The 10,530-nt window shown below is 71.5% G+C and carries 13 protein-coding genes; 9 read left to right on the top strand and 4 right to left on the bottom strand.

Features of this window, described 5'->3' with window-relative positions:
- The 7 genes from AC1DY2_RS08715 to AC1DY2_RS08685 form a co-directional block, all read left to right on the top strand.
- On the top strand, window positions 1–302 hold a 302-nt coding region (locus tag AC1DY2_RS08715), incomplete at its 5' end, for a RibD family protein (RefSeq protein WP_476762055.1).
- A 3-nt stretch (window positions 303–305) separates the two neighbouring features.
- A complete protein-coding gene (locus tag AC1DY2_RS08710; protein ID WP_476762054.1) occupies window positions 306–1,022 on the top strand; it encodes a riboflavin synthase in 717 nt (238 codons plus the stop codon).
- Window positions 1,019–2,320, top strand: coding sequence for a GTP cyclohydrolase II (gene ribA / locus AC1DY2_RS08705; protein WP_309973355.1), 1,302 nt, complete (start codon window positions 1,019–1,021; stop codon window positions 2,318–2,320). Before AC1DY2_RS08710 ends, ribA begins: the two co-directional genes overlap by 4 nt.
- Window positions 2,317–2,787 carry a 6,7-dimethyl-8-ribityllumazine synthase gene (gene ribH, locus AC1DY2_RS08700; protein WP_476762053.1) on the top strand — a complete coding sequence of 157 codons (471 nt, stop codon included), beginning with the start codon at window positions 2,317–2,319 and terminating at the stop codon, window positions 2,785–2,787. The genes ribA and ribH overlap by 4 nt, the downstream gene beginning before the upstream one ends.
- Before the next feature lie 87 nt (window positions 2,788–2,874).
- Window positions 2,875–3,231 carry a hypothetical protein gene (locus AC1DY2_RS08695; protein ID WP_476762052.1) on the top strand — a complete coding sequence of 119 codons (357 nt, stop codon included), beginning with the start codon at window positions 2,875–2,877 and terminating at the stop codon, window positions 3,229–3,231.
- A 203-nt stretch (window positions 3,232–3,434) separates the two neighbouring features.
- The gene (locus AC1DY2_RS08690; RefSeq protein ID WP_309973361.1) at window positions 3,435–4,856 is read left to right on the top strand and encodes an MFS transporter; all 1,422 of its coding nucleotides are present in this window, start codon (window positions 3,435–3,437) and stop codon (window positions 4,854–4,856) included.
- A gap of 51 nt (window positions 4,857–4,907) precedes the next feature.
- Entirely contained in the window at window positions 4,908–5,486 is a 579-nt protein-coding gene (locus AC1DY2_RS08685) for a four-helix bundle copper-binding protein (protein ID WP_476762051.1), read from the top strand.
- 57 nt (window positions 5,487–5,543) lie between these two features.
- Here AC1DY2_RS08685 and AC1DY2_RS08680 read toward each other — a convergent pair whose 3' ends face one another.
- From AC1DY2_RS08680 to AC1DY2_RS08665, 4 genes are all read right to left on the bottom strand, one after another.
- Entirely contained in the window at window positions 5,544–5,897 is a 354-nt protein-coding gene (locus AC1DY2_RS08680) for a hypothetical protein (RefSeq protein ID WP_476762050.1), read from the bottom strand.
- A 146-nt stretch (window positions 5,898–6,043) separates the two neighbouring features.
- Window positions 6,044–6,877, bottom strand: coding sequence for an ABC transporter permease (locus AC1DY2_RS08675; protein ID WP_476762049.1), 834 nt, complete (start codon window positions 6,875–6,877; stop codon window positions 6,044–6,046).
- Window positions 6,874–7,713, bottom strand: a complete 840-nt coding sequence (locus tag AC1DY2_RS08670; RefSeq protein WP_476762048.1) for an ABC transporter permease — start codon at window positions 7,711–7,713, stop codon at window positions 6,874–6,876. The genes AC1DY2_RS08675 and AC1DY2_RS08670 overlap by 4 nt, the downstream gene beginning before the upstream one ends.
- Window positions 7,710–8,636, bottom strand: coding sequence for an ABC transporter ATP-binding protein (locus AC1DY2_RS08665; RefSeq protein WP_476762047.1), 927 nt, complete (start codon window positions 8,634–8,636; stop codon window positions 7,710–7,712). The genes AC1DY2_RS08670 and AC1DY2_RS08665 overlap by 4 nt, the downstream gene beginning before the upstream one ends.
- Before the next feature lie 91 nt (window positions 8,637–8,727).
- Here AC1DY2_RS08665 and AC1DY2_RS08660 point away from each other — a divergent pair, with 91 nt between their 5' ends.
- Window positions 8,728–9,645 carry a pseudouridine-5'-phosphate glycosidase gene (locus AC1DY2_RS08660; RefSeq protein ID WP_476762046.1) on the top strand — a complete coding sequence of 306 codons (918 nt, stop codon included), beginning with the start codon at window positions 8,728–8,730 and terminating at the stop codon, window positions 9,643–9,645.
- Window positions 9,629–10,530, top strand: a 902-nt coding sequence (locus AC1DY2_RS08655) for a carbohydrate kinase family protein (protein WP_476762045.1), incomplete at its 3' end; no start/stop codon positions are given. The genes AC1DY2_RS08660 and AC1DY2_RS08655, both read left to right, overlap by 17 nt.

The following is a 10,530-nucleotide window of genomic DNA, read 5'->3' as shown; positions in this document are numbered from 1 at the left end:
CCCCCGTGCTCCTCGAGGGCGCCGATCTGGCCGCCGACCTGCACGAGCTGCAGCGCCGCGGCATCCGCTCGCTCTTCGTCGAGGGCGGGCCCACGCTCGCGAGCGCGTTCCTCGTCGCCGGGCTCGCCGACGAGGTGCTCGTCTACCTCGCGCCCGCGCTGCTCGGCGGACCCCGCCTCGCGGTCGGCGACCTCGGCATCTCCACCATCACCGGCGCCCGGCGCCTCGACTTCGCCGCCGTCGAGCGGCTCGGCGACGACCTCCTCGTCGTCGCCCACCCCAGACCGACCGAAGGGAACTGACGCATGTTCACCGGAATCATCGAGGAGCTCGGCACCGTCACGCGCGTCGAGCGCAGCGCGGATGCCGCGCGGCTCACCGTGCGCGGACCGCTCGCCGTGCAGGGCGTGAAGCACGGCGACTCGATCGCCGTCTCGGGCGTGTGCCTCACCGTCGTCGACTTCGACGGCGAGTCGTTCACGGCCGACGTCATGGCGCAGACGCTCRCGATGTCCACTCTCGATGCCGCGGCCGAGGGCCTCCCGGTCAACCTCGAGCGCGCCGCCCTCGTCGGCGACCGCCTCGGCGGCCACATCGTGCAGGGCCACATCGACGGCACCGCCCGCGTGCTCGAGATCCGTCCGGGCGACGCGTGGCGCGTCATCCGCTTCTCGCTCGACGACGCCCACGCCCCGCTCGTCGTCGACAAGGGCTCAATCGCCGTCGACGGCGTCTCGCTCACGGTGAGCGCGCTCGGCGACGAGCCCGACGGGTCGTGGTTCGAGGTGTCGCTCATTCCCGAGACCCTCGCCGCCACCACCCTCGGCCGTCGCGAGGTCGGCGATCGCGTGAACGTCGAGACCGACATCCTGGCCCGGCACGTCGAGCGGATGCTGCGACTCGACGCGCATCGCGCCCTGCCGTCGTCGCTCGCCGAGCCATCGCTCGCCGAGCCATCGCTCGCCGAGCCGCCGACCGCCGAGCCGCCGGCGCACACCACGAGCGTGGGGAGCCGCGCATGAGCCTGGCCACGATCCCCGAGGTGCTCGAGGCGCTGCGTGCGGGCAAGCCCGTGCTCGTGGCCGACGACGAGGCGCGCGAGAACGAGGGCGACGCCATCATGGCCGCCGAGTTCGCCACGCAGGAGTGGATCGCGTGGATGGTGCGGCACACGAGCGGGTTCCTCTGCGCGCCCATGCCGAACGCCCTCGCCGACCGGCTCGAGCTGCCGCTCATGACCGAGCGGAACGAGGACCTGCGCGGCACGGCGTACACGATCTCGGTGGACGCGGCCGACCGCACCTCCACGGGCATCAGCGCCGCCGACCGCGCGCACACCCTGCGCGTGCTCGCCGACCCCGCGTCGACGCCCGATCGGCTCATCCGCCCGGGCCACGTGATCCCGCTGCGGGCGGTCGACGGCGGCGTGCGTGAGCGCGCCGGCCACACCGAGGCGGCGGTCGACCTGATGCGCCTGGCCGGGCTCTCGCCCGTCGGCGTGATCGGCGAGATCGTGGCCGACGACGGCGAGATGATGCGGCTCCCCGGCCTGATCGAGCTGGGCGCCCGCGACGGACTGCCCGTGACCACGGTCGCGGCCCTCGTCGCCTGGCTGAACGAGTGGCACGCCGACGTCGACGACGCCGGCGCCGGCCCGGTCGCCGTGCCCGAGTCGTCGCGCGTCGCCTTCGAGGTCGAGACCTCGCTGCCGACCGACCACGGCGTGTTCACCGTTCGCGCCTACCGCGACCGCAGCACGGGCGCCGACCACGTGGCCATCATCCACGGCGACCCGGCGAACGACGCGGCCGGCGCGGTCGTGCGCGTGCACTCGGAATGCCTGACCGGCGAGGCGTTCGGGTCGCTGAAGTGCGAGTGCGGCCCGCAGCTCGACGCCGCGCTCGACGAGATCCAGGCCCGCGACGGCGTCGTGGTCTACCTGCGCGGGCACGAGGGCCGCGGCATCGGGCTCATCAACAAGCTGCGCGCGTACCGCCTGCAGGAGGACGGCCTCGACACGCTCGACGCCAACCTGGCGCTGGGCCTCCCGGTCGATGCCCGCGACTACGGGGCCGCCACGGCGATCCTCACCGACCTCGGCATCGACACGGTGCGCCTGCTCACGAACAACCCCGACAAGGTGCGCCAGCTCGAGTCCCACGGCATCCGCGTCGCCGAGCGGCTCCCGCTCGTCGTCGGCGTGGGCGCCGTCAACGAGGGCTACCTCGACACCAAGCGTCGCCGCATGGGCCACGCCATCGACGATCAGCAGCTGACGGATGCCGCGGCTGAGACCCTCCTGGAAGGACACGCATCATGAGTGGATCAGGCTCCCCCGAGCTCGACGTCGACGGCACCGGCCTCCGGGTGGTGATCGTCGCCGGCAGCTGGCACGACGAGATCACGAACGGGCTCATCGACGGCGCCACCCGCACCCTCGAGGCATCCGGCGCCTCATTCGAGCTCGTGCGAGTGCCCGGCAGCTTCGAGCTGCCCGTCGTGTCGAAGGCGGCGCTCGAGGCGGGCGCCGACGCGGTCGTGGCGCTCGGCGTCATCATCCGCGGCGGCACGCCGCACTTCGAGTACGTCTCCGCAGCCGCGACCGACGGCCTCACCCGCGTCGCCCTCGACACCGGCAAGCCCGTCGGGTTCGGCGTGCTCACGCTCGACGACGAGCAGCAGGGCCTCGATCGGGCGGGCCTGCCGGGTTCCAAGGAGGACAAGGGTCGCGAGGCGGCCGAGGCCGCCATCGCGACGGCGCGGGCGATCCGCGCCGTCTGGCGGTGACCTGCGAGCCTCCGACCTTCGGATGATCTCGGCCCGCTGACGCCGATTCCGTCGTGGCGGCGTTCGCCGGCGCCCTAGGCTCAGGGCATGGACGTCTTGCGCATCATCCTCCTCATCCTCCACTTCGTCGGTCTCGCGATGCTCTTCGGCGGATTCCTGGTGCAGCAGAAGGCGATCGCACAGGGTGAGGGCACCGTGCTGCCCATCATGTGGCGGGGCGCACTGACGCAGATCGTGACGGGTGTCCTCCTCGTGGCGACCATCCAGATGGGCGACCTGTTCGAGCTGAACAACGTGAAGCTCGCGGTGAAGCTCCTCATCGCGATCGTGATCACGGTGCTCGTCTTCGTCTACCGCACGAGGAAGCCGGCTCCGAGCTGGGCGCTCTGGACGGTCGGCGCGCTGACCTTCGCCAACATCGTCATCGCCGTCGCCTGGCACTGACCCGTCGGCGCGTGCCCGCCGCTCATCGCACGATCACGGCCGCTCGTCGCACCCGGTTCGATCGGCGGATGCCGCGGGCGTAGGGTGTTGCGGTTGCCACAAGCGACGATTCCCGGCCTCCGCGCCCATGCCCACGCCTGATCGACGTGCCGGTCGCGGAGCGGTCCCACACGTTCCACACGTTCCACGGAGTCACGCAGGCGATGTCCTCACCCACCCCAGCGGCCGCGACGGCCGCCACCCCAGTTCCCGCCAACCCGCGCAGCCGTGTCGTGCTCGCGAGCCTCATCGGCACGACGATCGAGTTCTACGACTTCTACGTCTACGCCACGGCGGCGGTGCTGGTCTTCCCCTACCTCTTCTTCCCGCCCGGTGACCCCACCGCCGCCCTGCTCGCGTCGTTCGCGGTGTTCGGCGCGGCCATGGTCGCCCGCCCCCTCGGGGCCGTCATCTTCGGGCACCTCGGCGACAAGCACGGACGCAAGGCGACCCTCGTCGGCGCCCTGCTCACCATGGGCATCGCCACGTTCCTCATCGGCGTGCTGCCGACCTACGCGATGGTCGGCTGGCTCGCGCCACTCCTCCTCGTGATCCTCCGCATCGCGCAGGGCTTCGCGCTGGGCGGCGAGTGGTCGGGCGCGGCGCTCGTCGCTACCGAGAACGCGCCGGCGGGCAAGCGCGCCTGGTACGGCACCTTCCCGCAGCTCGGCGCGCCGATCGGCTTCATCATCGCCAACGGCCTGTTCCTCGTGATCGCCGCGGTGCTGCCCTCGGAGGACCCGTCGATGCCGTCGCAGGCGTTCCTCGACTGGGGCTGGCGCATCCCGTTCCTGTTCTCGGCCGTGATGGTGATCGTGGGCCTCTGGGTGCGGCTGCGGCTCGTCGAGTCCACCGCGTTCTCCAAGGCGTCGAAAGCCGGCAAGCTCGCGAAGCTGCCGCTCGCCAGCGTGTTCCGCAACCACTGGAAGCAGCTCATCCTCGGCACGTTCTTCATGCTGGCGACCTACGTGCTCTTCTACCTGATGACCACGTTCTCGCTGGCCTACGGGCGTTCGCCCGTCGAGCCGCCCGAGGGCGCGCAGCCCGGGCTCGGCTACTCGTACAACACCTTCGTGCTCATGCTCATCGCCGGCGTGGTGTTCTTCGGCATCTTCACCCTCGTGTCCGGCCCCTGGGCCGACCGCTGGGGTCGCCGGCGCACGCTCATCTGGGTCACGCTCGGCATCATCGTCTTCGGCCTCATCTGGGTGCCCCTGCTCGGCGCCGGCTTCTGGGGCGTCATGCTCTGGCTCATCGTCGGCTTCTCGCTCATGGGGCTCACGTTCGGGCCGATGGGCGCGCTGCTGCCCGAGCTGTTCCCCACGAACGTGCGCTACACGGGTTCGGGCATTGCCTACAACGTCTCGTCGATCCTCGGCGCCGCGGTGGCGCCGTTCATCGGCACGGCGCTCTGGGCCGCCGGCGGCGGCAGCCCGTTCTGGGTGGGCGTCTACCTCTCGGTCATGGCGGTCCTCACGCTGATCGCACTGCTGCTCTCCAAGGAGACGAAGGACGTCGACTACGAGGCCGCCGGCGACGCTGAGACCGAGCTCGCCGAGGGCCAGGCCGAGGCCGCCAGCCTGTAGGTCGGCGACCCCGTCGCCCACCGCGATCGACCGGGCGGATGCCACGGGCCCATGCCCGCGGCATCCGCCCTGTTTCATGCTCGTGAACGCTCGGCACGCACCCTTCTCGCCGTTCCCGGCCCGGCGTACCATGGCTGCGAACAGGGCCGTCGAGACGTCCGCCGGCACCGTCGGCGCTCGGGGACCCGGAACGGCGAGCCGCAGATGAACATGACGATGGACATGATGAAGGGCGCCATGTCGTCGTCGGGGAAGCCCATGGAGGGCATGGACCCGGCGATGATGCAGGAGTGTCTGGAGGCCCTCTCCGCGTGCATGCAGGCGTGCATCATGTGCGCCGATGCCGACGCGGGCGAGGGCATGGGCCGCTGCGCGGGCATGTGCGCGAACTGCGCCGACGTCTGCGACACCATGATGCGGATGATGCTGYGCATGAACGGCTGGGACGTGCAGGTCATGACGTCGATGATGCAGACGACGATCATGATGTGCCGGGCCTGCTCGGCCGAGTGCGCGATGCACGCCGAGATGAGCGAGCACTGCCGCATGTGCGCGATGGCGTGCGATCAGGCGGTCATGGCGATGGAGAAGATGATGGGCACCATGAGCGAGGCGATGCCGGTGGCGTGATCGCCGAGATCGCGCGGACGCGGGCCGGCTCGACGCTGCGATCCGGTCCGAGGAGGCTCAGGCGTAGGCGACGCTGAACCGGTCGCGGCCGCGCGCGAGCACGCCGTAGAGCGTGTGCAGCGCGACCGGCTCACCGGCCCGGAGTGCGTCGCCGAACGCATCGTGGTGCCAGACGCGGTGCACCTCGCCGTCGTGGAAGCCGACGACGGTCGCGAAGCCGTGCGCGTCGACGCCCGCGACGACCGCGTCGATCCACTTGCTCGCGGTGGTGGCCGCGAGCCGATCCTGCATCGCGTGCAGGCCGTGTCCGGGCCGATCGCTGCGGCACTCCGATGCCGACTCGCAGCCGCGCATGCCCATCGCCGCGCCCGTGCGGGGCTCGGTGGTGGCGTGCGGCTCGTGGTGCGACATGAGGGCTCCTCGGTGATCGTTGCGGCCACGATACGCGCGGGTCCCCGGGATGTCGCGGGACGGCGTCACACGCGGAAACACGGAGGAGCACGGCGACTGGCCGTCCGCAGTCCGCTCGGCGTGTCAGTCGAGGAAGGCTCGGCGCGTTAGTCGAGGAAGAGGGCGCGGAGTCGGCGGGTGGTGAAGACCAGGCCGATCGCGATCATGACGACGTAGTAGAGCACGTGCCACAGCAGCCCCCACCCGACGTCGCCGGTGGTGAGGCCTCGCACGAGCTCGACGCCGTGCCAGAGGGGCAGCGCCTCGATGACGCGTTGCAGCCACTCGGGGTAGACCGTGATCGGATAGAAGGTGGCCGAGAAGAGGAACATCGGCAGCAGCACGAAGTTGATCCAGTCCATCTGCTGGAACGACTTCATGTAGCTCGTGATCGCCATGCCGAGGCTCGCGAACCCGAAGGCGATGAGCAGCACGGCGGGCACCGCGAGCAGCGCCCACCACGACAGGTTGAGCCCGAGCACCTGCATGACGAGCTGGAATCCGACGGCGTAGAGCGCGCCGCGCAGGAGCGCGAGCAGGATCTCGCCGAGGGCCACGTCGAGGGGGCCGAGCGACGTGGAGAGCATGCCCTCGTAGAGCTTCGCGAACCGGATCTTGAAGAACACGTTCCACGTCGAGTCGTAGATCGCGCCGTTCATCGCGGCCACCGCCAGCAGGGCGGGGGCGATGAACGCCGCGTACGGCACGACCTGGCCGCTCGCCGTCGTCACGTCGCCGACGAGCGTGCCGAGCCCGATGCCCATGGCGAGGAGGTAGAAGATCGGTTCGAAGAAGCCGCTCACCACCACCAGCCAGTTCGTGCTGCGCGTCGCGCGCCAGCCGCGGAGCATGACCGCCTTGGCGTTGCCGGAGTAGAGCGAGCGCACCGGCCGGGGCCGGGCGCCGGACTGCGCACGCTGGCGCTGCGTGACGTCGGTCATTTTCCGAGCCTCCGCACGGCGATGCGACGAGCCCAGGCCCACCCCACCACGATGAGCACGACCAGGTAGACGACGTGCACGATGCTGAGCCAGATCGGCTCGGCGTACCCGAAGGAGAAGACCCGCGCCAGCTCGGTGCTGTGCCACAGCGGCGAGATCCACCCGATCCACTGCAGCCAGATCGGGAACGTGGCGAGCGGGAAGAAGGTGCCCGAGAAGAGCGTCATGGGCAGCACCACGAAGCGCATCACCATGGCGAGCTGCCCGGTGTCCTCCTCGAGGGTCGACGTGTAGCCCATGAGCACCGTGCCGAAGGCGAGCCCGCCGAGCAGRCCGGCGACGATCATGCCCACCGCCACCGGCGACGGCGCGGCACCGAACACGAGGATGAGCAGGAGGAACAGCACGAGGTTCACGGTCATGCGCACCGCCACCGAGATGACGATGCCGTCGACGATCTGGGTGGGGCGCAGGGGCGAGGCGCTCATGCCGGTGAAGGTGGGATTCCACTTGTACCCGAGCATGATCGGGTAGGTGAACTCCTCGCTGGCCACCGTGATGGCGGCGCTCGCGAGCAGTGCGGGAGCGACGAACACGAGGTAGCTGACGCCCTCGAGGTCGACGTCGACGATCGTCGCGAGGCCGACGCCGAGCGCATAGAGGTAGACCAGCGGGTTGCCGATGCCGGCGACGACGACGGTACCGGTGTAGCTCTTCATCACCCGGAACCGGTGCAGCGCCACGTACCAGGCGCCCCATCGACGGGTCCGGCGCCCGCCGGCGATCGCCCGGGCGGTGGCCGGGTCGGTCGACACGGCCGAGAGTGGTTCGGTCATTCGATGAGGCTCCGTCCGGTCAGGCGGAGGAAGACGTCTTCGAGGCTCGAGCGGCGCACGAGGCTCGTGATGGGGCGGAAGCCGGCGTCGGTGATGCGCACCAGCTCGGCCTCGCCGTTGTCGCTGTAGACGAGGATGCGGTCGGGCAGCACCTCCATGCGGTCACCGATGCCGGCGAGGCGCTCGGCCACCTCGCTGTTGCGGTCGCTGCCGAACCGCACCTCGAGCACCTCGCGGGAGGAGTAGCGGCGGATGAGGTCGGCCGGGGTGCCCTCGGCCATGATGGCGCCCTTGTCGACCACGACGAGCCGGTCGCAGAGCTGCTCGGCCTCGTCCATGTAATGGGTGGTGAGGAGGAGCGTGGTGCCCTGCTCCTTCAGCCGGAACAGGCGGTCCCAGAGGATGTGCCTGGCCTGCGGGTCGAGACCGGTGGTGGGTTCGTCGAGCAGCAGCACCCGTGGATCGTTGATGAGCGCCCGCGCGATGGTCAGCCGCCGCTTCATGCCGCCCGAGAGCGAGTCGACCTTGGCCTTGCCCTTGTCCTCCAGCTGCGCGAACGCGAGCAGCTCGTCGGCGCGCTTCGCGACGAGGCGGCCCGGCATGCCGAAGTAGCGGCCGTAGACCAGCAGGTTCTCGCGCACGCGCAGCTCGGCGTCGAGGTTGTCGGCCTGCGGCACGACGCCCAGTTGCGAGCGGATCTCGGGCCCGTGCGTGTCGGGGTCGAGCCCGAGGATCGCCAGGCCGCCCGACGTGCGCGTGGAGACCGCGCCGACCATGCGCATCGTGGTCGACTTGCCGGCGCCGTTGGGCCCGAGCAGCCCGAACGACTCGCCGGGCGCCACCTCGAACGAGATGCCGTCGACCGCGGCGAACTCGCCGTAGCGCTTCACGAGGTCCTGGGCGACGATGACAGGTGCTGGCACGGTAGTCCACCGTAGCGGCGGCCGCCGACATCGGCGAGCGGATGCCGCGGCGGCCTGTTGCACGGTCGCAGCGCGCCCCTACGATGACGACATGCAGACCCTGACGCCGGCGATCCGCGTGTCCGATGAGGTGGGCGCCGCCATCGCCGCGGGTGCTCCCGTGCTGGCGCTCGAGTCGACGATCCTGAGCCACGGCCTCCCCGCCCCGCGCAACCTCGAGGTCGGGCTGGCGGCCGAGCGACAGGTGCGCGACGCGGGGGTGGTGCCCGCCACGATCGGCGTGATCGACGGCATCGCGGTCGTCGGACTGTCCCCCGCCGAGATCGAGCGGCTCTGCACCTCGGGCGACGTGGTGAAGGTGAGCGTGCGCGACCTGCCCATCGCCCGGGCGAAGGGCCTCGACGGCGGCACGACCGTGGCTGCGACGGCGTGGCTCGCGCACCGCACCGGCATCCGCGTCATGTCGACCGGAGGGCTCGGCGGCGTGCATCGCGGGGCGAGTGAGAGCTTCGACGAGTCGGCCGACCTGGGCACGCTGGCGACGACGCCGATCACGCTCGTGAGCGCGGGCGTCAAGTCGATCCTCGACATCGGCGCGACCCTCGAGCGCCTCGAGACGCTCAACGTGCCGGTCGTCGGCTACCGCACGAATCGGTTCCCGGGCTTCTACGTCGCCGACTCGGGCTTCGCACTCGACTACCGCATCGAGAGCGCAGCCGATGCCGCGACGCTGGCGCACGCGCGCGACGAGCTCGGCCTCTCCTCGGCGGTGCTGGTGGCGAACCCGGTCGACGAGGAGCTGCAGCTCGACCCCGCCTTCCACGACCGGGTGCTCGCCGAGGCCCTGGCCGCGGCATCCGACGCCGGCATCACCGGGCACGACACCACGCCGTTCCTGCTCGACCACGTGCAGCGGGCAACGGGCGGGCGGAGCCTCGAGGTCAATCTCGAGGTGTACCGCGGCAACGTCGCGCTCGGGGCGGAGATCGCGCGTGCCGTCGCCGGGTGAGCGCCAGCCCGCGGCATCGGCCGGCGTGCTCGCCGTGGTCGGCGACCTCGTCGAGGACGTCGTCGTGTGGGCCTCGGAGCCGGTGCGCGCCGCGACCGATACGGCGGCACGGGTGTTCCGCGCCCGGGGCGGGAGCGCCGCGAACGTCGCCGCCCTCGCCGCACGGCTCGTGCCGGCGCGCTTCATCGGCCGGGTGGGGTCGGATGCCGCGGGCGAAGTGCTCGTGGCCGAACTGGCCGCGGCCGGGGTCGACGTGCGCGTGCAGCGCGAGGGGCGCACGGGCACGGTCGTGCTCCTCGTCGACCCTGACGGTGAGCGCTCCATGTTCCCCGACCGCGGCGCCTCCGCCGCCTTGGCGCACGTCGACGACCGGTGGCTCGACGGGGTGGCCTGGCTGCACGTGCCGGCCTACGGGCTCGAGCTGGAGCCCATGCGCGGCGAGTGCGTCCGCCTCGCGGGTGTCGCCCGCTCGGCGGGAGCCCGGGTCTCGGTGGACGCGTCGTCGACCGGGTTGCTGTCGGCGCTCGGCGTCGGGTCGGCGATCGGCCTGATCCGCGCGATGTGCCCCGACGTGTGCTTCGCGAACGAGGACGAGGCCGCGCTGCTCGGCCTGGCGGGCGGCGGCGCGGTCGCGGCATCCGTCGCACCCGTGGTCGTGGTCAAGCACGGGCCRCTGCCGACCGACGTGATCGTCGCCGGCGAGCTCGCCGAGCGGGTCGACGTGGCGCCGGTGGCGGGCATCCGCGACCTGACGGGCGCCGGCGACGCGTTCGCCGCCGGCTTCCTCGCCGCGACGCTGCAGGGGGCGGATGCCGCGGCGGCGTGCCTCGCGGGTCATGCTGCCGCGGCATCCGTGCTCACGAGCCCGGGCGCCCACACAGCGAC

The sequence above is a fragment of the Agromyces sp. P1_H4 genome (genome assembly GCF_056405255.1).
This window is presented reverse-complemented; position numbering and strand designations above follow the sequence as displayed.

What these genes read in the sequence shown, in the direction of transcription:
- ribA (WP_309973355.1), top strand. Translation starts at nt 1,019, where the DNA reads ATGAGCCTGGCCACGATCCCCGAGGTGCTCGAGGCGCTGCGTGCGGGC.
- ribH (WP_476762053.1), top strand. Translation starts at nt 2,317, where the DNA reads ATGAGTGGATCAGGCTCCCCCGAGCTCGACGTCGACGGCACCGGCCTC.
- AC1DY2_RS08695 (WP_476762052.1), top strand. Translation starts at nt 2,875, where the DNA reads ATGGACGTCTTGCGCATCATCCTCCTCATCCTCCACTTCGTCGGTCTC.
- AC1DY2_RS08690 (WP_309973361.1), top strand. Translation starts at nt 3,435, where the DNA reads ATGTCCTCACCCACCCCAGCGGCCGCGACGGCCGCCACCCCAGTTCCC.
- AC1DY2_RS08680 (WP_476762050.1), bottom strand. Translation starts at nt 5,897, where the DNA reads ATGTCGCACCACGAGCCGCACGCCACCACCGAGCCCCGCACGGGCGCG.
- AC1DY2_RS08675 (WP_476762049.1), bottom strand. Translation starts at nt 6,877, where the DNA reads ATGACCGACGTCACGCAGCGCCAGCGTGCGCAGTCCGGCGCCCGGCCC.
- AC1DY2_RS08660 (WP_476762046.1), top strand. Translation starts at nt 8,728, where the DNA reads ATGCAGACCCTGACGCCGGCGATCCGCGTGTCCGATGAGGTGGGCGCC.